General features: G+C 68.8%; 20 protein-coding genes. 9 read left to right on the top strand and 11 right to left on the bottom strand.

Features of this window, described 5'->3' with window-relative positions; genetic code table 11:
• Window positions 1–177: 177 nt before the first annotated feature.
• The 3 genes from ABD156_RS31915 to ABD156_RS31905 form a co-directional block, all read right to left on the bottom strand.
• The gene (locus tag ABD156_RS31915; protein ID WP_344282305.1) at window positions 178–564 is read right to left on the bottom strand and encodes an SCO5389 family protein; all 387 of its coding nucleotides are present in this window, start codon (window positions 562–564) and stop codon (window positions 178–180) included.
• Between the two features lie 92 nt (window positions 565–656).
• Window positions 657–1382, bottom strand: coding sequence for an ABC transporter permease (locus tag ABD156_RS31910; protein WP_344282302.1), 726 nt, complete (start codon window positions 1380–1382; stop codon window positions 657–659).
• A 13-nt stretch (window positions 1383–1395) separates the two neighbouring features.
• On the bottom strand, window positions 1396–2103 hold the full coding sequence (locus ABD156_RS31905; RefSeq protein WP_344282299.1) for an ABC transporter ATP-binding protein: 708 nt from the start codon (window positions 2101–2103) through the stop codon (window positions 1396–1398).
• Window positions 2104–2272: 169 nt separating this feature from the next.
• On the opposite strand from ABD156_RS31905, the gene ABD156_RS31900 reads away from it, so the two are divergent.
• Complete coding sequence (locus ABD156_RS31900) at window positions 2273–4075, top strand: sensor histidine kinase (protein WP_344282296.1); 1803 nt, start codon at window positions 2273–2275, stop codon at window positions 4073–4075.
• Window positions 4015–4671 carry a response regulator gene (locus tag ABD156_RS31895; protein WP_344282293.1) on the top strand — a complete coding sequence of 219 codons (657 nt, stop codon included), beginning with the start codon at window positions 4015–4017 and terminating at the stop codon, window positions 4669–4671. Before ABD156_RS31900 ends, ABD156_RS31895 begins: the two co-directional genes overlap by 61 nt.
• On the opposite strand, the gene ABD156_RS31890 is transcribed toward ABD156_RS31895, so the two are convergent.
• Window positions 4664–5257, bottom strand: coding sequence for a TetR/AcrR family transcriptional regulator (locus ABD156_RS31890; protein WP_344282288.1), 594 nt, complete (start codon window positions 5255–5257; stop codon window positions 4664–4666). The genes ABD156_RS31895 and ABD156_RS31890 overlap by 8 nt on opposite strands.
• 62 nt (window positions 5258–5319) lie before the next feature.
• Here ABD156_RS31890 and ABD156_RS31885 point away from each other — a divergent pair, with 62 nt between their 5' ends.
• Window positions 5320–6213: an NADP-dependent oxidoreductase gene (locus tag ABD156_RS31885; RefSeq protein ID WP_344282285.1), complete on the top strand. Its 894-nt coding sequence runs from the start codon at window positions 5320–5322 to the stop codon at window positions 6211–6213.
• A 1-nt stretch (window position 6214) separates the two neighbouring features.
• Here ABD156_RS31885 and ABD156_RS31880 read toward each other — a convergent pair whose 3' ends face one another.
• Window positions 6215–7531 (bottom strand): FAD-dependent oxidoreductase, encoded by a 1317-nt coding sequence (locus tag ABD156_RS31880; RefSeq protein WP_344282889.1) that lies wholly within the window; start codon window positions 7529–7531, stop codon window positions 6215–6217.
• A 110-nt stretch (window positions 7532–7641) separates the two neighbouring features.
• On the opposite strand from ABD156_RS31880, the gene ABD156_RS31875 reads away from it, so the two are divergent.
• The 6 genes from ABD156_RS31875 (at window position 7642) to ABD156_RS31850 (ending at window position 12074) form a co-directional block, all read left to right on the top strand.
• The gene (locus ABD156_RS31875) at window positions 7642–8286 is read left to right on the top strand and encodes an aminodeoxychorismate/anthranilate synthase component II (protein WP_344282282.1); all 645 of its coding nucleotides are present in this window, start codon (window positions 7642–7644) and stop codon (window positions 8284–8286) included.
• 14 nt (window positions 8287–8300) lie between these two features.
• Window positions 8301–9104 (top strand): ATP-binding cassette domain-containing protein, encoded by an 804-nt coding sequence (locus ABD156_RS31870; RefSeq protein WP_344282886.1) that lies wholly within the window; start codon window positions 8301–8303, stop codon window positions 9102–9104.
• Window positions 9092–9736 carry a hypothetical protein gene (locus ABD156_RS31865; RefSeq protein ID WP_344282279.1) on the top strand — a complete coding sequence of 215 codons (645 nt, stop codon included), beginning with the start codon at window positions 9092–9094 and terminating at the stop codon, window positions 9734–9736. The genes ABD156_RS31870 and ABD156_RS31865 overlap by 13 nt, the downstream gene beginning before the upstream one ends.
• Window positions 9737–9851: 115 nt before the next feature.
• Window positions 9852–10211 (top strand): effector-associated constant component EACC1, encoded by a 360-nt coding sequence (locus tag ABD156_RS31860; RefSeq protein WP_344282276.1) that lies wholly within the window; start codon window positions 9852–9854, stop codon window positions 10209–10211.
• Window positions 10212–10216: 5 nt separating this feature from the next.
• Window positions 10217–11644 carry a caspase, EACC1-associated type gene (locus ABD156_RS31855; RefSeq protein WP_344282273.1) on the top strand — a complete coding sequence of 476 codons (1428 nt, stop codon included), beginning with the start codon at window positions 10217–10219 and terminating at the stop codon, window positions 11642–11644.
• Between the two features lie 100 nt (window positions 11645–11744).
• Window positions 11745–12074, top strand: a complete 330-nt coding sequence (locus ABD156_RS31850) for an effector-associated constant component EACC1 (RefSeq protein ID WP_344282270.1) — start codon at window positions 11745–11747, stop codon at window positions 12072–12074.
• A gap of 62 nt (window positions 12075–12136) precedes the next feature.
• Here ABD156_RS31850 and pknB read toward each other — a convergent pair whose 3' ends face one another.
• The 6 genes from pknB to ABD156_RS31820 are packed head-to-tail and all read right to left on the bottom strand — an operon-like array spanning window position 12137 to window position 20154.
• Window positions 12137–14119 (bottom strand): Stk1 family PASTA domain-containing Ser/Thr kinase, encoded by a 1983-nt coding sequence (gene pknB / locus ABD156_RS31845; protein ID WP_344282267.1) that lies wholly within the window; start codon window positions 14117–14119, stop codon window positions 12137–12139.
• Entirely contained in the window at window positions 14116–15369 is a 1254-nt protein-coding gene (locus ABD156_RS31840; RefSeq protein WP_344282264.1) for a serine/threonine-protein kinase, read from the bottom strand. Before ABD156_RS31840 ends, pknB begins: the two co-directional genes overlap by 4 nt.
• A 3-nt stretch (window positions 15370–15372) precedes the next feature.
• Window positions 15373–16836 carry a peptidoglycan D,D-transpeptidase FtsI family protein gene (locus ABD156_RS31835; protein WP_344282261.1) on the bottom strand — a complete coding sequence of 488 codons (1464 nt, stop codon included), beginning with the start codon at window positions 16834–16836 and terminating at the stop codon, window positions 15373–15375.
• Window positions 16833–18320, bottom strand: a complete 1488-nt coding sequence (locus tag ABD156_RS31830) for an FtsW/RodA/SpoVE family cell cycle protein (RefSeq protein ID WP_344282258.1) — start codon at window positions 18318–18320, stop codon at window positions 16833–16835. The genes ABD156_RS31835 and ABD156_RS31830 overlap by 4 nt, the downstream gene beginning before the upstream one ends.
• A complete protein-coding gene (locus ABD156_RS31825; protein ID WP_344282255.1) occupies window positions 18320–19696 on the bottom strand; it encodes a PP2C family protein-serine/threonine phosphatase in 1377 nt (458 codons plus the stop codon). Before ABD156_RS31825 ends, ABD156_RS31830 begins: the two co-directional genes overlap by 1 nt.
• Window positions 19693–20154, bottom strand: coding sequence for an FHA domain-containing protein FhaB/FipA (locus tag ABD156_RS31820; RefSeq protein WP_037718919.1), 462 nt, complete (start codon window positions 20152–20154; stop codon window positions 19693–19695). The genes ABD156_RS31825 and ABD156_RS31820 overlap by 4 nt, the downstream gene beginning before the upstream one ends.
• Window positions 20155–20170: the final 16 nt, after the last annotated feature.

Below are 20170 nucleotides of genomic sequence, written 5' to 3'. Positions count from 1 at the left end.
CCCGCGCCGGGCGCGTCCGTTCACTCCTCCCCGTGCGAAACTTCCCCTCCGTGTGACCCGCATTGGCGCCATCGACGTAGAACGGCAACGGAGACCGCGGCGGGTACGAACCAGCTAAAGACCGGCCTGGTCAGGGAAATCCCCTGACCAGGCCGGCACCCAAGTCCGAAACCAGGCTCAGCAGTCCCGCAATTCCGGGCTCTGGTTCAGCAACTGCCCCCGCGGCGAGACAAACGCCCGGTACCGATCCCCGTCCGTCTCGCGGAACACTGCTACCCGGTGGCAGTTCTGGAATGCCAGTTTCACCCCGAAATGCCGCTCCAGCCCGCCGCGGATCGCGTCTGAGGCCAGGGCTCGCAGGAGCTGGCCGCGGGCGGCCTCGCTCGGCGGCGGGGTTTCGTTGTCCGCGAATCCGTCCGCGGCGGTGTCCGCTTCCGCGATCACTCCGGTGATGACCTCCCACGCGTACGGCAGCGATTCCCGCACACAGGCCACGAACTCGGCGTCGGAGACCTCCCCGCGTTCGGCTTTTTCCAGCAGCGCGGGCGATACGTCCAAGGACAAGACAACCTCCATGGTCAGCGGTACCCCTCAGAGCTACCGGCCCGCCGGACCCGGCCACAAGAGAAAACGAGTTTCATCACCACTTTGGTGGATCACTCCCACCGGAACAGCCGCACGGCGAGCGCCGTTCCGCCCAGCGCGAAGGCGGCCAACGCGACGAACTGCAGCGGCTGCCCGCCATCGCCGATCCAGGCGTCTTGCAGCGGTTGGGTGCCGGGTGGGAGGTAGCCGCCGATTTTCTGGATCACTGCTGGCAGCAGCGGTCGTGGCAGGTAGACGCCGCCGACGAACATGATGGGGAAGAACGCGATCATGGCCAGTCCGCCGGCGGCTTTGCCGGTGCGGGCGAGAGACGCGGCGATCAGGCCCAGCGCGAACACCGAGACCAGGCCCAGCAGCAGGGCCAGCAGGAAGAGTCCGGGATGGCGGGGGATCGGCACGTCGAAGGCGATGCGGGCGGTCACGAGCATCAGCAGAACTCCGGCCAGCGCGACCGCGGCGTGGATCAGCACCTGGGCGAGCAGGAGATACGCGGGCGGCACGGGGGTGGTGGCTAGGCGGCGGAGAATTCCCTGTTCGCGGTAGGTGGCGACGGCGGCGGGGATGACTTGCAGGCCCAGCATCGCCAGTGCGATGACGATCAGCGAGGGCACCCAAAGGTCGACAAATCGATACCCATCGGTGACGGGGCTCGGTTCTCGCATGCCGGGGATCGAGCCGACACCCAGCAGGACCGCGGTCGGCAGGAAAACGCCCAGGAGCGCCCACAGCGGCGTGCGCAGGAACAGTTTTGCTTCGGTGATCAGCAAAGTACGCATCGGGAGAGCTCCTTCAGCCGCGAGTGAGCGCGACGAACGCGTCGTGCAGGGTGGATTGGCCGGTGGAGGCGAGCAGGTCGGCGGGGGTGCCGGTGGCGACGACGCGGCCCTGGTCGAGCAGCACCAGGCGATCGCACAGCCGTTGCGCCTCGTCCATGAAGTGGGTGACCAGCACGATCGTCACGCCGGAATCGCGGACGTTCTCGACCAGTTGCCAGGTTTCTTGCCGGGCATGCGGGTCGAGGCCGGTGGTCAACTCGTCGAGGATGGCCAGTTCGGGGTTGCCGACCAGGGCGAGTGCGATGGACAGCCGTTGCCGGAGACCGCCGGAGAGCTTGCCGAAGGCGATGTCGCGGTGGGCGTCGAGGCCGAGTCGGGTCAGCAGCGTGTCGATGTCGGCTGGGTTCGGATAGAAGGACGCGAACAGCGAAAGCGCTTCCCGGACCCGCAGTTTGTCCGGCAGGCGCGCGTCTTGCAGCTGGGTGCCGACGCGGCGGCGCAGTTCGGCGGTGTCGCGCGCCGGGTCCAGGCCCAGTACGGAAATCGTGCCGGAATCCGGCGAACGCAGGCCCTGGAGACATTCGACCGTGGTGGTCTTCCCGGCTCCATTCGTGCCGAGGACGCCGAAGATCTCGCCGCGTTCGACGGAGAACGAGACCCCGCCGACCGCGACCCGGCCCGCGTAGGCCTTGCGGAGTTCGGAAACTTCGATGAGTCGCATGCGAACGACGCTAGAAGCGCTCGCGGTCCGGCAGAATGAGCCGGAAACCCCAGTTGAGGTGGGGTTTCGCGGGTGCCGGGGGTGGGGCTGGGGCCACCCTGATCCGGGAGCTGGGGCCAGGGTCCGGGACGGCCGCAGCGGCGAGACTGGGGCGCGAAAGGGGGGTGCCATGACGTCGGTGCGGCGCGCGTGGGCACTAGCCGGTCTCGCGGTGGTGAGCTGGGTCGACGTTCTGCTTGAACTGATCGCGTTCGCGCTGTTGTGCGTCGGTCTCGTGCTCTTCTTCTCCCCGGCGGTCGAAATCGCGCGCGTCCGGTCGCGGCGCACGCGGGAACTGGTCGGCCGGTGGACCGGGCGGGAGATTCCGAGCCCGTACCGGCCCGCGCCGCCGGAGCCGGAACGCGAGCGCGACGGCTGGTATCGCGACGGCACCCAGCTCTACCGGCGCGCCTGGTGGATCCGCTGGAATCGACGTTTCACGTGGATCATGGAGGATCCGGCGACCGGCCGGGAGTTCGGCTGGCAGCTGCTGAATCCGCTGGTCGCGCTGGGTTTCGCGGTGTTTTCGCTGGTCACCGGGCCGGTCGCGCTGCGCGGGTACGCCCGGTGGACCGGGTACTGGCTTGGCCCGCACGCACCGCGGGGGAAGAGCTGGCTTGGTCGCAGGTTCGAGACGCTCGGGTATCAGCTCGGGCTGTGGGCGATCTCGGTGGCGCAGCTGGGCCTGGCAGTCGCCCAGATCATCGTGCTGACCGGCGCGGTGCCGGTGTTCCCGACGGTCACGCGGGCCAGCCGCGCGGTCGCTGACACCTTCCGCCGCGAGGCCGAGCGCTGGACCGGGGTTCGGATCGCCCAGCCGTACCTGCCGCCGCCCGCGTTGCCGGTGCCGCGTGGCGACGGGATGTACCAGTTCGGCAAGCAGCTGTACGAGGAACCGTGGTGGCCGATGCTGCGCGCCCGGATCCACTGGGTGCTCCACGACCGCGCGACCTGGCGGGACCTGGCCGCCGCGCTGCTGCTGCCGGTGCTGACGCCGGTGTTGTGGGTGCCGTCGGCGGCTCTGGTTTTCTGGGGGATTTACGGTCTGGTCGCGCTGTGGATCACCGGCCAGCACAGCTGGTTCGAGATGGTCGGGCTGCCCGCGGTGACCAGCACCGGCGGCGCGTTCGCGATGATGCCGGTGGCATTGGCGGCGGTGTTCGTCGGGCTGCTGCCGGCGCCGTGGCTCGCTAGGCGGCAGGCGAAATTCGGGCGCTGGCTGCTCGGCCCGACCGAGGCGTCCCGGCTCGCGCAGCGCGTCCACCGGCTGGACCAGACACGGGTCGAGGTCAACGTCGCGCAGGCCGCTGAGCTGCGGCGGATCGAGCGCGACCTGCACGACGGCATCCAGTCGCGGCTGGTCGCGATGGGGATGAAGCTCGGCGCGGTGGAGGCCTTGATCGACCACGATCCGGATAAGGCGAAACAGCTGGCCGCCGAGCTGCGGGAAGCGTCGTCGGAAGCGCTCACCGAGCTGCGGTCGCTGGTTCGCGGCATCCATCCGCCGGTGTTGTCGGAGCGCGGACTGGTCGACGCGGTGCGCGCGGCGGCGTTGGACAGTCCGTTGAAAGTCGAGGTCACGGCAACGGTGCCGGGTCGGCTCGAACAGCCGGCGGAGGCGTGCGCGTACTTCGCGGTGTGCGAATTGCTTGGCAACGCGGCAAAACACGGCGAGGCCCGGCGCGCGACTGTGGCGCTGGAATACCTCGACGGGTTGCTGCGCGCGACCGTCACCGACGACGGCAAGGGCGGTGCCGACGCCGCTCGCGGAACGGGCTTGCGCGGGATCGAGCGGAGGCTGTCGGGATTCGCCGGTAGGTTGGCGCTGACCAGCCCGCCGGGCGGCCCGACGGAGGCGATTGTGGAGGTGCCGTGCCAGCTCGACCCCGGACCGTCGTCGCCGAAGACCAGTACCTCCTCCGAGACGGCCTGACCCACCTGCTCGCCGCGCACGGGTTCGACGTCGTCGCGGCGGTCGGTTCCGGGCCCGAACTCGCCGCCGCGCTAAGGGAACACCGGCCTGATGTGTCCATTGTGGACGTAAGAATGCCGCCGACCAACACCGACGAAGGACTGCAGGTCGCCCTCGCCGCTCGGCGGGAGACGCCGGGGCTGCCGATTCTCGTGCTGTCGCAACACGTCGAGCAGCTTTACGCGCGCGAACTCCTGGCGGATGGCACCGGCGCAGTCGGCTATCTGTTGAAGGACCGGGTATTCAACGCGGAACAGTTCATCGACGCGGTTCGCCGGGTCGCCGCGGGCGGGACCGCGATGGATCCGGAAGTGATCGCGAAACTGGTGGCGGGCAATGCTTCCGATCCGCTGGCGGCCTTGACGCCACGGGAACGCGAGGTGCTCGGCTTGATGGCTGAAGGCTGTTCGAACGCCGCGATCGCCAGCCGGTTGCACTTCAGCGAAGGCGCGGTCGGCAAACACACCGCGAATATCTTCGCCAAACTCGGGATTTCCGCCTCGGACGACACGAATCGCCGGGTGCTGGCCGTGCTGAAGTTCCTCGGTTCTAGCTGAGCGGCACCCGCACGGCGGGCGGAAGCGGCCCGGCAGCCGGATGCGCCCGGAACGACTGGAGCAGCAACGCCGTGAACCGCCGCACCGCTGCGACACGGGCGGCAGCCGGTTCCACCCGGATGCCTTCGTTGGCGACCAACGCCAGCACGAGGTCTTCCAGCACGAAATCCGGGCGCAGATCGCCGCTTTCCTTGGCCCGGTGGATGAGTTCGAGCAGCAGCCGCAGTGTCCGGGCGCGGTCGGCGGCGAAGTCGAGTCGTCGCGGCAGTTGCGCGACGAACGCGCGAAACCCCTGCTCACGAGCGTGGACCTCGGTGAGTTTCTCCACCGCCAGGACAAAACCCTGCCACGGATCAGCCGCGGCAAGGCCCTCCTCGACGATCGACGAGCACAACGCTAGTTCTTCGGCGAAGGCTTCGGCGATCAGCGCGTCTTTGGTCGGGAAATGCCGGTAAACCGTCGCGACGCTGACCCCGGCTTGCCGCGCGATCTCCCGCATCGGCACGCGGTATCCGCGGACGGTGAAGGCCGCCCGGGCGGTAGCGAGAATGCGCACGCGGTTGTGCGTGGCGTCGGTCCTTCTCACTTCGGCCGCCACCCCTCTCACTTCCGCCTGAACCGCTGACCTGCCGGAATACCGTCGGACGCATGAAAGCCGTCCAGTTTTCCCAGTATGGCCCGCCCAGCGTCGTGCACGTCGCCGATGTCGCCGAACCGCACGCCGGACCCGGGGAGATCCGCATTTCCGTGCGCGCTTCCGGCTTCTCCGCGGGCGAAACCGCCATTCGGTCCGGTGCGCGCAAAGGTATGTGGCTCCCGTTCCGGACGGGATACGACGCCGCCGGCGTGGTTGACGAGGTCGGTGACGGAGTAACCGGGGTCGAACTCGGCGCGCACGTCTTCGGCATGACAGCCGCGGATCGTCGCGGGGCCAACGCCGAGTACGCCGTTCTCGTTCACTGGGCGGCCAAACCGGCCGCGTGGAGCTGGGCCGAGGCAGGCGGTGCCGCGGGCGCGATCGAAACCGCCACCCGAGTTTTGGATCAGCTGCCTGGCGAAACGCTCCTGGTGCACGGCGCGGCGGGCGGGGTCGGCACGGTCGCGGTCCAGCTGGCAGTAGCGCGCGGTGCCACCGTTATCGGCACCGCGAGCCCGCACAACCACGATTTCCTGCGTTCACTCGGTGCCGAACCGACGACTTACGGCCCAGGCCTGGTCGACCGGGTCGGCAGTGTTGACGCAGTGTTCGACTGCGCCGGGGGAGCGCTGCCAGACCTGATCGAGATCGCCGGAGACCCAGCGAGGGTCGTGACGATCACCGACGCCGCAGCACCCCAGCATGGCGTGCATTTATCGCACAGCGCCGCGATCCCCGGTGCCGATCCGCTAGCAGTACACGGCCTTGCCGCAGCGGTAAAACTCGCTGAGGAAGGCCGGTTAAAGATCCCCGTCGCAGCGACCTTCCCGCTGAGCGAAGCCGCGGCCGCACATGAGCTGAGCGAGAGCAGGCACGCCCGCGGGAAGATCGTCTACGTGAACTGACTCAGGCGCGCGAAACCCGTACCATCTCGTCCCGCTCCACGACCTTCACCCGCTCGCGTCCTTCGGGCTCGCCGAGCGACTTCTCGTGCGCGTCGAGCTTGCCCCACCCTTCCCAGGTGGTGAACGAAATCCCGCGCGCGGCAAGGAAGTCCAGGATCGCGTCCGGCGAGGAATGCCGCGGCGCGGCGAGCGTGTCGGCGTCCGCCAGCAGGTTCGCGACGGTCTCGGCCGCGTCGCCCTTCGTGTGGCCGATCAGGCCGACCGGGCCGCGTTTGATCCAGCCGGTCACGTACACGCCGGGGACCTGGTTCTCGTCCAGGTCCAGCACGCGGCCGCCCTGGTTCGGGATCACGCCCGCGGTGTGGTCGAACGGGATTTCCGGCAGATGCGACGACAGGTACCCGACCGCGCGGTACACCGCCTGCACGTCCCAGTCGTGGAACTCGCCGGTGCCGACGACCTTGCCGTCGCGGTACTCGGTGCGTTCGGTGCGCAGGCCGACGACCTTGCCGTCCTCGCCGAGCACCTCGGTCGGCGCGTGGAAGAAGTGCAGGTGCAGCCGCCGCGGACGGGTGCCTTCGTCGCGAATCGCCCATTCCTGCAGCGTCTTCACGACCATGTCGGTCTGCTTGGAGGACCGCAGCTGCGCGACGCTCGCCTCGTCGAACTCCATGTCCTCGGGGTGCACGATCACCTCGACGTTCGGCGAATGGTCCAGTTCGCGCAGTTCCAGCGGCGAGAACTTCGCCTGCGCCGGGCCGCGGCGGCCGAACACGTGCACGTCGGTGACCGGGCTGGCCTTCAGGCCCTCGTAGACGTTCGCCGGGATGTCGGTCGGCAGCAGTTCGTCGGCGGTCTTGGCGAGCACCCGCGCCACGTCCAGCGCGACGTTGCCGACGCCGAGCACCGCGACCGAGGACGCGGTGAGCGGCCAGGTGCGCGGCACGTCCGGGTGGCCGTCGTACCAGGACACGAAGTCGGCGGCGCCGTGGCTGCCGTCGAGGTCGATGCCGGGCAGGTCGAGCGCGCGGTCGGCCATCGCGCCGGTCGCGAAGATGACCGCGTCGTAGAACTCGCGCAGGTCGTCGAGCTTCAGGTCGGTGCCGTAGTCGACGTTGCCGAGCAGCCGGATGTTCGGCCGGTCGAGCACCTTGTGCAGGGCGTTGACGATGCCCTTGATGCGCGGGTGGTCGGGCGCGACGCCGTAGCGGATCAGCCCGAACGGCGCCGGCATGCGCTCGAACAGGTCGATCTCGACATCGGCGTCGGACTTGTCCAGCAGGTCGGCGGCGTAAATGCCGGCGGGACCGGCGCCCACGACGGCGACACGAAGGATTCGGCTCACCGGTCCACGGTAAGTTAGGTGATCCTAACAATCACTGTGATCTGGCGTACGGTCCAGCAGGTGGGAGCCGCTAAGCTGGCGGCATGCGCGTTCTCGTCGTCGACAACTACGACAGCTTCGTCTACAACCTCGTCCAGTACCTGGCGCAGCTCGGCGCCGACTGCACGGTGTGGCGCAATGACGTCGTCGACCTCGACCGCGTCCCGGAATTCGACGCGGTGCTCGTCTCCCCGGGCCCGGGAACGCCGGAACGTGCAGGTCAGAGCATTGAAGTGATCGCGAAGTGCGCCGAGACGCGCACGCCGATGCTGGGCGTCTGCCTCGGCCACCAGGCGCTGGGCGTGCACTTCGGAGCCACCGTCGACCGGGCGGACGAGTTGCTGCACGGCAAGACCAGTCAGGTGCATCACACCGGCGTCGGCATCCTCGCCGGGCTGCCGGAGGAGTTCACCGCCACTCGCTATCACTCGCTCACAGTGCTGCCGGAGACCATCGATCCGGCCATTTTCGAGGTCACCGGGACCACCGAGAGCGGCATCGTGATGGGCATGCGGCACCGCGAGCTGCCGCTGGAAGGCGTGCAGTTCCACCCCGAATCCGTGCTCACCGAATGCGGCCACCGGATGCTGGCGAACTGGATGGCCTCGGCGGGGCACCCGGTCGCGCCGACCGTCGTCGACGACCTGGAGCGGGCCACCCGCACCCTGCAGAAGGCCGCGACTGCGTGACCGCCCCGACTCCGCTGATCCGGCTCAGCGGAGTCGGAAAACGGTACGGCAGCGGCGAACCCGTCCTGACGCACGTCGATTTCGAGGTGCCCGCCGGACAGGTCGCCGGCATCCTCGGCGCGAACGGCTCGGGCAAATCGACCCTGCTGCGGATCCTCGCCGGGGTGTCGCGGGCGTCGTACGGGGACATCACCGGAAGCCCGGCGGTCGGCTACCTGCCGGACCGCTTCCCCGGCGGCCAGCGGCTGAGCGCGCGGGCGTACCTGCGGCATCTCGCGCGGATCCGCGGGCTGGCTGACCTGTCCGGGATCGATCCGCTGCTGAAGCGGCTCGCGCTGGTCGGCAGCCCGGACGCGCAGCTGCGGACGCTGTCGAAAGGCAACGCGCAGAAGGTCGGCCTCGCCCAAGCCGTGCTGGTGCGGCCGGACCTGCTGATCCTCGACGAACCCTGGTCCGGCCTCGACGTCGGCACGCACGCGGTGCTCGGCGAACTGGTCGCGGAAACCCGGGCACGAGGCGCGAGCGTCGTGTTCACCGACCACCGGCCGGACGTCGTGCGCGCCCACGCCGACGAGGTGTACCGGCTCGAATCCGGCCGGCTCGCGCCACTGGAAACGCATCCGGAGCGCAAGCGGATCACGCTGCTGCCGGTGTCCTCCAGCGTCGACAACTGGTCCGCCGAACCCGGCGTGCACACGGTCGCCGATCAGGCAGGCGGCGTGGTCCTGACGGTCGACGCCGACCACGCCGACGCCGTACTGTTGCGCGCCCTGTCCGGCGGCTGGTCGGTGCGGGAGGTGGCGCCGTGCTCGCAGTGAGCCGCTATTACCTGGCGCTGCTGGGACATTCGCAGCGGTATCTGCCGGCCGGACTCGCGTACCTCGCGTTGTGCTCGATCCTTTACGCAGACCCGAGTTCGCCGGTGATTCCGCTGTATGGCGTTAGCGGGGCGGGGATTCTCGTACTGGGCTGCTGGCTGACGATCGCGTTGCTGGACATCGAAGACCCGGTGCAGCGGTTGATCACCCTCAATCACGCTGGGGGCAACCGGAAAACCATTGGCGGCGCGGCGCTTACGGTTTTTGGCTGCACCTTGGCGAGCACATTGGTGACCGTCGCATGGGCTGCGACGCATCGGAATCAGCTGCATTGGCAGATCGTCAGCGCCGGATTGGCGACCCATCTGGCGTGCGCTCTCGTCGGCATCGCAATCGGCCTGCCGTGCTCGCGACTGCTGGTGTCGCGTATCGGATGGACGGTGCTCGCGGCGGTTCTCGTGCTTGGCGTGGTGCTGCTGGGAAAGTGGGTTCCGGTGGTGCATCCGCTGCTGGAGGCGCTGATGAACGGCACTCCATACGGCGGCCCGCTCACGTTGGCGATCGGCGCGTCGGTGGTGTTGCTGGCGGCCAGCATGACGGTGGTGGGTGCGGTTTCGGCCCGCCGGTCTTGAATCTTTATCAAAGCCTTGAGCGAGACGCATTCTGCACCTCTCGGGCGCAAGCTAGGATATCCGACCTGAGCTGGGCCGAGTGCGGTTTCCGGCCCCATGAGCAAGGGGAGGTCTCATGGCGGATGGCACCATTGCGATCACCATGCCAGGAGCGTCGGACGACGAACTCCGGAAGCTCGCGGCATGGTTTCGGGACGAGGACGACTTGCGCGGCCGGGTCCGAGCCCAAGACGCTCCGGCTGGTCCCGGGGAAATGGGCGGTGCGCTCGACGCGATTACCGTCATCGCCACCAGTGGTACAGCTACCGCGTTTTGCCGTTCGCTATTCGACTGGCTGACTCGTCTCCGCGACGCGCGCAAGGTTTCGCTCAAGCTGACGAGGGGCAAGGAGACGCTCGAACTGGAGTGCGGCTCGGGCGACGACTCCGCCCAAGTGCTCGCCGCGGTCCGGAATTTCCTCGAGCGGGAGTCCTGATCGGAGTGAGCGCGCTTCCCGACCCGGAGCGGTCTCGAGCGATCCTCATCGGCACGAGCGACTTCGAGTCCGAGCTGTTCGTGAACCTGCCGGCGGTCCACAACAACCTGGCGGACTTGCGTTCCGCGCTCAGCGACCCGCGGGCCGGGATTCTCGAATGGGACCACTGCTATGTCGTCGACAATCCTGATTCGCCGACAAGCCTGACGAAGCGCTTGCGCCGCTTCTCCCGGGAAGCCGAAGATTTCCTCTTCGTCTACTACGCGGGCCACGGGGTCCGGCACGAACTCCGCGACCGGCTCTATTTGACGACCCGGGAGACCGACCCCGAGGAACCCGACACGACAGCGGTCGCCTTCGATACCTTGCGCGACGCGGTGGAGATGAGTCCCGCTCAGGTCAAGTTGCTCGTCCTGGACTGTTGTTACTCCGGAATGGCGATCGGGGCGATGTCTGATTCCCGGCTGGACTCCCGGGAAATCAAGGTTCGCGGGACAACGGTGATCGCCTCTTCGCCGAAGAACCGGGTGTCGCTCTCGCCGCCCGGAGACCGCAACACCGCGTTCACCGCGGAGTTGCTCACCTTGCTCACCAGCCGTTCTCCCGGACGTCCGCTCGACGTCAACAACCTCTACGGTGCCCTTGACGCGGCTCTCGCGCGTCGTGGAATGCCCCGGCCGAAGATGCAGGCGATGGACACCAGCAGCAGTCTTCTGCTGCGCAGGGAACCATTGACGGACAAGCCCGCTGTGGAGAAGCCGCCCGCGGTTGTCGAACCAAAGAGCCCGGTCGCTTCGGAACCGATCAGAAGCAAGCCGGTCACTCCGGTGCTCACGCCCGCGGAACCGGTTGTGCCGACAGCGGAACCGAAGCCCGCCAAGCCCAAGCTCGAAGAGGTCTCGAAGGCCCCGACAGTCGCTCAGGATGACCCGCTTTCTGCCCAGCCGCGCGGTCAGCAAGCAGTGTGGCTGTGGCGGGCGGCGCTTGCCGCTCTGCAGTGGCTGGTCTTCTATATCAGTCTCGGCTACACCGTCGGAGGACTGGCCAATGCTCTGGGCAGCGACGCTTCTGCCAGCAGCAGGCTCGGAGACCTCGCCCTCAGTTTGGTGATGCTGGTGATCGCCGGAGGAACGGGGACTTCTCTCTATCGGCGCATCCGGCACGAAGGTCGACGGATCGTCTTCGCGACAGCTTTCCCCTGGCTCGGCGAAAAGGCGGAAAAAGTCCGTGCGGCGCTCCTGTGGGCGCTGCTCGCGTGTTGTGTCGCGATGGCTGCGGCTGGAATATTCTCGCCCATGCGGACCCCGCAGCCGGGGTCGACCGCCTCTGTTCTCGTCGCGAATGTGGGGTTGCCGACCGTTTTCTCGCTCGGCGCGGTGATGTGCGTATCCGCGCTGGTCAAGCAGCATCGCGGACGGAAGCACTCGCTGTAGTTTGCAAATTGCATTCGGCAAATGCCGATTTGGGGGTTCCGGGTTCGGTAGCGAGTCGGTTACCCTCGCGCCGTCTGTTCGGCCCGGGAGGGGAGCATCCGTGACGGCAGGGATCGCCGCGATCAGCGTGGACGGCTCCGCGGACGAGTTGCAGCAGCTGGTTTCCTGGCTCGGCGCCGAGGACGAGCTCGCCGGCCGGGTTCGGCTCGCCGGGCCGGGAAGCGACGTCGTCGTGATGGTGAGCAGCCGGTCGGCGGGCACGTTCTGCCGGTCGCTCTTCGGCTGGTTGCGCGGGCAGCGCGACGGGCGGCAGGTGTCGCTCACGGTGAAGCGTTCCGGGGCCGTCGAAGAGCTGGACGTCGATTGCGGCGGCGGGCACGACGTGGACGAGGTGCTCGCCAGCGTGCGGAGTTTTCTCGACCAAGACTGATCGGCCGGCGCGAAAAAAGGGCCCGCACGGTGCGCACCGTGCGGGCCCTCCTTACGACCGGGTCAGCCGTTGTTGTGGATCCCGCCCGGCGGGAAGATGCCGCCGGAGCTCGACGTCGTCGAGCCGCTGCCGTCGTCCGCCTTGATCACCAGGACGATCGTCTGGTTCGGGCTGATCTGGGTGCCCGCGGGCGGGTTCTGCTTCACCACGGTGTTCGGCTGGCCGCTGCCGCTGTGCGTCGTCTGCGGCTGAATGGTGCCCGACCAGCCCATGTTCTGCAGCTGCTGCGTCGCCTGGTCCTGGGTCATCCCGGTCAGGTCCGGCATCTGGATCTGCTTCGGCCCGGACGACACGGTCAGCCGCACCGGGCTGTTCGGGGGCAGGTTGCCGCCGTTCGGCTGCTGGTCGATGACCTGGTCCTTCGGCTTGTCCGAGGCCTGGTCGGTGCGCTTGACCTGGAAACCGGCGTTCTCCAGCGTCTGCTTCGCCGACGCGTAGTCCTGGCCGACCGTGTTCGGCACCGTCTTCTGGTTGACGCCCGAGCCGACGACGATGTCCACCGGCGTTCCCTCGACCGCCGAGGAGTTCGCGGTCGGGTTCTGCGACACGACCTTGCCGACGTCGCTCGGGTTGTCGACGGGCTTCGAGGTCGTGTTGCCCAGCTTCAGCTTGGCCTGCTCGAGCGCCGACTTCGCCTCGTCCTGCGACTTGCCCTGCAGGTCCGGCACCGTCGCGCTGCCCGGCTTCTGGCCGACGGTGAGGGTGATCGTGGACGTGGTCGCCACCGTCGCGCCGACCTGCGGGTCGATCGCGATGACCTTGTCGATCTGGTCCTCGGTGCAGGTCTGGCCGCCGGGGTTGCTCGCCTCGGGGCCGCACACCACGTACTTGGTCGGCCCGAACGACGAGAAGCCCGCCTGCTGCAGCTGCGACTTCGCCGTCTGCACCGGCGTGTTGACCACCGGCGGGATCTGCGCGGTCTCGTTCTTGTCGCGGAACGATCCGCTCAGCCAGAAGATCAGCAGCACCACGCCCGCCACGAGCAGCGCGGCGATCACCCCGAAGATGATCCGGCGGCGGCGCTTGGCCCGCGGGTCCTCTTCCGGATCGTCGGGGTACTCGTCGTAGGCCTGCGGCTGGCGCCGGTCGGCGTTCATCACCTGGGTGCGCTCGTCGTCCGACATCACCATCGGGGCCGACGGCCGCTGCCCGGACAGCGTCCGGACCAGGTCCGAGCGCATCTCGGCGGCCGACTGGTACCGGTTCGCCGGGCCCTTGGCCAGCGCCTTCAGCACGACCGCGTCCAGCTCCGGCGACACCGCCGGGTTCACCGACGACGGCGGGTTCGGGTCCTCCCGCACGTGCTGGTACGCGACCGCGACCGGGGAATCGCCGGTGAACGGCGGCTCGCCGGTGATCAGTTCGTACAGCACGCAGCCCGCCGCGTAGACGTCCGAACGGGCGTCCACCGACTCGCCGCGCGCCTGCTCCGGCGAGAGGTACTGGGCGGTGCCGATGACGGCCGCGGTCTGCGTCATCGCCGACTGGCCGTCGTGCATGGCGCGCGCGATGCCGAAGTCCATCACCTTGACGGCGCCGTTCTTCGTGATCATCACGTTCGCCGGCTTCACGTCGCGGTGCACGATGCCGTGCCGGTGCGAGAAGTCGAGCGCGGCGCAGACGTCGGCCATGACCTCCATCGCGCGCTTCTGCGACAGCGGGCCTTCGGTCTTGACGATGTCGCGCAGCGTCCGGCCTTCGACGTACTCCATCACGATGTACGGCAGCGGCCCGACGTCGGTGTTCGCCTCGCCGGTGTCGTACACGGCGACGATCGCGGGATGGTTCAGCGCGGCGGCGTTCTGCGCCTCGCGCCGGAACCGCTCCTGGAACTGCGGATCGCGGGCGAGGTCCGCGCGCAGGACCTTGATCGCGACTTCCCGGCCCAGCCGCACGTCGTGCCCGTGGTGGACCTCGGACATACCGCCGTACCCGAGCGTGTCGCCCAGCTCGTACCGATTGGAGAGCAGTCTGGGTGTCGTCATCGCTTCGTGCCGTTCCATTCCGTCCAAGGTGTGGTCATCATGCCTTGCAGGCCCTGGGCCTCGCTCGTACCGGCCGGGGTGGCTGAGGTCGGTCCGCTCCCGCTGTCCACGCTTCGCGGCGTCCCGCCGTTGCCGGCCGACACCACTCTCGCGATCAAGAACGCCACGGCCACCAGGACCACGACGACGACCACCGCGAGCAGCACCCACCAGCCCCATTGGTTCCGCCTCGGCGGCGGGACCGGCGGGACCCGCTGTCCCGGCGGACCCGGCGGAGCCGACAGCGGCCGGAACGCCGGATTGGAGCTGGGCCCGATCGGCGCGCCGGTACCCGCCTGCGGCACTGCGGGCGGAACCGGCGGCACTGGTGGTTGCCCCGCCGCGTAGGCGGCGTTCACCAGGCCGAGCGGGGTGGGCAGCGGGCGGCCGGCCCGGACCGCGGCGACCGCGCCGGCGAACTCTCCGCCGCTCGCGTACCGCTGCCGGGGGTCCTTGACGAGCGTCGCCTCGATGACCGCCCGCGCGCCCGGCGGCACGTCCGGCGGCAGCGGCGGCGGGACGTCGCGGATGTGCATCATCGCGACCGTCACCGCGTTCTCGGACAGGAACGGCCGGTGCCCGGCGAGGCATTCGTACCCGCACACGGCGAGCGAATAGACGTCGCTGGCCGGTTCCGCGTCCTGGCCGAGCGCCTGCTCCGGCGCGATGTAGTGCGCTGTGCCCATGACCATGCCGGAGCGGGTGACCGGGGCTGCGTCGGCGGCCTTGGCCACGCCGAAGTCGGTGATCTTCACCTTGCCCGCGGGGGTGACCAGGATGTTGCCCGGCTTCACGTCGCGGTGCACCAGGCCCTGCTCGTGCGCGGCCTGCAGCGCGGTGCCTGCTTGCTCAAGCAGATCGAGGGTGTAGTCCGCGGTGAGCCGCCCGTGCTTGGCGAGGATGCCCGCGAGCGGATCGCCCTCCACGTACTCCATCACCAGGTACGCGATGGACAGATCCTCGTTGACCGTCTCGCCGTAGTCGTGCACCGCGGCGATTCCGGCGTGGTTGAGCGACGCGGTCATCCGCGCTTCGGTACGGAACCGGTGCAGGAATTCGGCGTCGCCGGACAGTTCGGCCTTCAGCACCTTCACCGCGACGATCCGGTCGAGCCGGGTGTCGCTCGCCTGCCAGACCTCGCCCATCCCGCCGACGGCGATCCGGTTCGTCAGCTTGTAGCGCTCGGCCAGCAGCTGACCCGAGGACAGCATCGGCTATCCACCCCCGAGCCGGGCGGCGATGGCGGCGCGGCCGATCTCGGCGGCCACCGTGCCGCCGGTCGCGGCGAGACCGCGGTTGCCGCCGTTCTCGACGATGACCGACACGGCGATCTGCGGGTTGTCCGACGGCGCGAACGCGGTGTACCACGCGTGCGGCGCGGTGTTCTTCGAGTCGGCGCCGTGCTCGGCGGTACCGGTCTTCGAGGCGATCTTCAGCGCGTCGTTCTTGCCGCCGCCCTTGGTGAAGGACTCCGACGCGATCATCATGTCGGTGAGGATCTTGTCGTTCTCCGGCGACAGCGCGGGCTTGCCGGTGAGCTGCTCCGGGTCGACGTTCTCGACCGTCGACAGGTCCGGGGCCAGGATCGACTGGATCAGCTGCGGCTTCATCGCGTAACCGTTGTTCGCGACGGTCGCCGAGAGCAGGCAGTCCTGCAGCGGAGTGAGCCGGACGTCGCGCTGGCCGATGCCGCTCTGGTAGAGCGCGCCCGGCGAGTCGAGCGGGCCGACGGTCGAGCCGACGACCCGCATCGGCACCGTCAGGTCGTTCTGTCCGATGCCGAAGTTGGTCGCGGCCGCCTTCATCTTGTCCGCGCCGAGCTGGCCCGCGAAGGTCGCGAATGGCACGTTGCAGGAGTGCGCCAGCGCGTCCTTGAACGTGTTGCCCGGGCAGGTCTCGCCGCCGTAGTTCTCCAGCGTCGTGTTCGTGCCCGGCAGCTGCACGTTCGGCGCGGTGCTGACCTGGGTGTCCGGGCCGATGCCGCTCTCCAGCGCCGCGCTGGCGGTGACGATCTTGAACGTCGACCCCGGCGGGTAGTTCTCCGAGATCGCCCGGTTCAGCATCGGGTTGTTCTTGTCCTTGGAGTAGGCGTCCCACGCCTTGTTCTGGTCGGTGCCGTGCGTCGCCAGCTGGTTCGGGTCGTACGACGGGGTCGACACCATCGCCAGGATGCGGCCGGTCTTCGGCTCCATCGCGACCACCGCGCCGGTGTACCCGCGCTGCGTCATCAGGTCGTAGGCGGCCTTCTGCACCTTCGGGTCGATGGTGAGCTTCACGTTGCCGCCGCGCGGATCGCGGCCGGTGACCATGTCCGACAGGCGGCGCACGAACAGCCGCGGGTCCGACCCGTTCAGCACGTCGTCCTCGGCGCGCTCGAGCCCGCCCGCGCCGTAGTTGATCGAGTAGTACCCGGTGACCGGGGCGTACATCGGGCCGTCGGCGTAGGTGCGGAAGAACTTGAACTTGTCCGTCGAGGGCTTCACGCCGGCGAGGACGGTGCCGTCCGGCGTGACGATCTGGCCGCGCTGGCGGGAGTACTCGTCGTAGAGCACCCGCTGGTTGCGCGGGTCGGTGCGGTACGTGTCGGCCTTGATGACCTGGACGTAGGTGTCGTTGGCCAGCAGCAGCACGATCATCGCGAGCATCGCCATGCCGACCTTGCGCAGGGGGGCGTTCACGCGGTCCTCCCGTTCGGGTCGCCTTCGGCTGGCGGACGCCGCACCATCACGGTGTGCGCCTCGGCGATCGGAGCCTGCGGCTGCTGCGGCTTCGGCCGGGTGGCCGGCCTGCGCGCCGCGTCCGAAATGCGCAGCATCAGGGCGACCAGGATGTAGTTCGCCAGCAGCGAAGAGCCGCCGTAGGACAGGAACGGCGCGGTGACGCCGGTTTCCGGGATGAGCGCGGTGACGCCGCCGACGACCACGAAGATCTGGATCACGATGGTGAAGGCGAGTCCGCCGCCGAGCAGTTTGCCGAACGTGTCGCGCACGGCCAGCGCGCTGCGCATGCCGCGCATCGCGAGCAGCACGTACAGCATCAGCACCGCGGCCAGCCCGATGAAGCCGAGTTCCTCGCCGATCGCGGCGGTGATGAAGTCGGTGCTCGCGGCGGGCGGGATGTCCGGGCGGCCCGCGCCGAGCCCGGTGCCGCCGACGCCGCCGGTGCCGAGCCCGAACAGGCCCTGCGCGAGCTGGTAGCTGCCGCCCAGCACGTCGTAGCGCGGGCCGAGCGGGTCGGTCCAGTTCTCCACGCGCTGCTGGACGTGGCCGAACAGGTTGTAGGCGAGGATGCAGCCGCCGACGAAGAACGTCAGCCCGACGACGACCCAGATCGCGCGCTCGGTCGCGACGTAGAGCATCACCAGGATGATGCTGAAGTACAGCAGCGACGTGCCGAGGTCCTTCTCGAACACCAGCACGCCGATGGCGACCCCGGCTGCGATCAGGATCGGGCCGAGGTCACGCGCGCGCGGAAGTTCCACGCCGAGGAACTTCTTGCCCGCCACCATGAACAAGTCGCGTTTGGACACCAGGAACGACGCGAAGAAGATCATCAGCAGCAGCTTCGCGAACTCGCCCGGCTGGATCGAGAAGAACGGCAGCTTCAGCCACACCTTCGCACCGCCGGCCTCGGACAGGCTGGCGGGCAGCACCGCGGGCAGCGCGAGCGCGCCGAGCCCGATCAATCCGGCGATGTAGCTGTAGCGGGTCAGCGTGCGGTGGTCGTTGACCACCACCAGCACGATCACGAACAGCACCAGCGAAACCGCGGTGAACAGCAGCTGCTTGGTGATCTCCGGCGAGTACTCCTTGCCGCGCTGCAGCGCCGATTCGGCCTTCGCCAGGTCGAGCCGGTGAATCATCACCAGCCCGATCCCGTTCAGCAGCGCGACGCACGGCAGCAGCACCGGGTCGGCGTACGGGGCCCACCGGCGCACGGCGAGGTGCGTCGTGGCGAGCACGCCGAGGTAAGCCAGCCCCACCCACAGGATCGAGAGCGTCAGCTCCTGCTCCTGGTTGGCTTCGACGATGACCAGCGCCAGGGTGACGATGCCCGCCGCGAACGCCAGCAACGCGAGCTCCGTGCCCCTGCGCTTCGGGAGGTCTCGCGGCGGATTCGTGGCGAACTGGGCGGACGTCGGGTCGGCCAACGGCTGGCCCATCAGTTACCGCCCCCTGTCGGCGGCGTACCCGCCGTCGAGCAGTCCCTCCCCGCAGGCTGGTTCGCCGACGAAGGCGTGCCGCCGGGCGGCGCCACGCTGGACGAGGGCGCACCCGACTGCGGGACGCCCGTGGAAGAGGTCGGCTTGCAGTCCGACAGCTTCTTCTTGAGACGCAGGAAATCGTCGATGTACTTGCGCGCGTCGTCGAGGCTTTCGCGCTTCACGCCGTTCTGCACGGCGATCCGCGCGTCCTCCTGCAACGCGGAGACGCGGAGCTTGTCGGTGCACAGCTGGCCCGGCGGGCACGAGCCCTGCTCGAGCGCGTGCAGGTCGATGCCGAGGATGCTGCCCGGGACGCCGCGATAGATCACGACCTCCTGATCGGGGCCTTCTCCGACGTAATACTGGCTGAGCACGAAGTATCGAGTCGCGATCGCGGCGGCGCCCAGCACGATCAGCACCACGACCGCCCCCACGAGCCAGCGGAACCGTTTCCGCCGTTTCGCCTTCGGGTCTTCCGGTGGAGCCTGCTGCTCCGGCCGCGGCTGCGGAGGCGGCTGAGTCAGCGCGCGCGCCCGGGCCGCGGGGGAATCGCCCTGATGCATCTCGTCGCTGCCGTCGCCGGCCGCTCCGCCCACGATCGGGGCGTCGTCGCCGAAATCGACGTCGACCACGTCGGCGATGATGACGGTCACGTTGTCCGTGCCGCCGCCCTTGAGGGCCAGTTCGATCATCCGGTCGGCGCAGTCCTGCGGGTCCGGGATCTGCACGGCCTCGGCGAGCGTCTCGTCGCTGACCATTCCGGACAAACCGTCGGAGCAAATCAGGTACCGGTCACCGGGACGCGCTTCGCGCACGGTGAGGCTCGGTTCGACCTCGTGTCCGGTGAGCGCCTTGAGCAGCAGCGACCGCTGCGGGTGCACCGCCGCCTCTTCCGGCGTGATGCGGCCCTGTTCGAGCAGTTCGTTGACGAAGCTGTCGTCCCGGGTGATCTGGGCGAACTGGCCGCCGCGCATCAAATACGCGCGCGAGTCGCCCACGTGGACCAGACCAAGTCTGCTTCCCGCGAACAAGACGGCGGTGAGCGTGGTGCCCATGCCGTCGAGATCCGGGTCCTGGGACACCAGTTCGGCGATCGCCGCGTTGCCGTTCTGGACGGCTTCGCGGAGCTGGGCGAGGAGGTCGTCTCCAGGCTCGTCGTCGTCGAGCGGGGCGAGCGAGGCGATGACGACCTTGCTGGCCACCTCACCTGCGGCGTGCCCGCCCATGCCGTCGGCGAGCGCGAGGAGACGCGGGCCGGCGTAGACGGAGTCCTGGTTGTTGGAACGCACCAGGCCCCGGTCGCTGCGGGCCGCGTAGCGGAGGACGAGAGTCATGGGCGAAGCTCGATCACCGTCTTGCCGATCCGGATGGGGACTCCGAGCGGGACCCGGAGGGGTGCAGTGACCTTAGCCCGGTCGAGGTAGGTCCCGTTCGTCGAGCCCAGATCTTCCACGTACCAGTCCTCCCCGCGCAGCGCGATCCGGGCGTGCCGGGTCGATGCGTAGTCGTCGTCGAGCACCAGCGTCGAGTCGTCGGCCCGGCCGATGAGGATCGGCCGGCCGTCGAGCGCGATGCGGGTGCCCGCGAGGGCCCCGTGTGTGACGAGCAGTTGCTGCGGGGCCTTGCTGCCCCGCGGCTTCTTCTCTTTGTTGCGGCGGAAGGACGGCACCTGGACCCGGAGGCCCGACGCGGCGTAGAGGTCCGAGCGCACGACTCGGAGCGCGGCGAACACGAAGAGCCAGAGCAGCACGAGAAAGCCCACTCTGGTGAGTTGAACGACCAGCTCTGGCACTTGTTGTGTCCGCTCC

The sequence above is a fragment of the Amycolatopsis albidoflavus genome (assembly GCF_039525725.1).
Classification (GTDB): Bacteria; Actinomycetota; Actinomycetes; order Mycobacteriales; family Pseudonocardiaceae; genus Amycolatopsis; species Amycolatopsis albidoflava.
The sequence above is the reverse complement of the archived record's forward strand: the minus strand, read 5'-3'. Positions and strand labels throughout refer to the sequence as shown.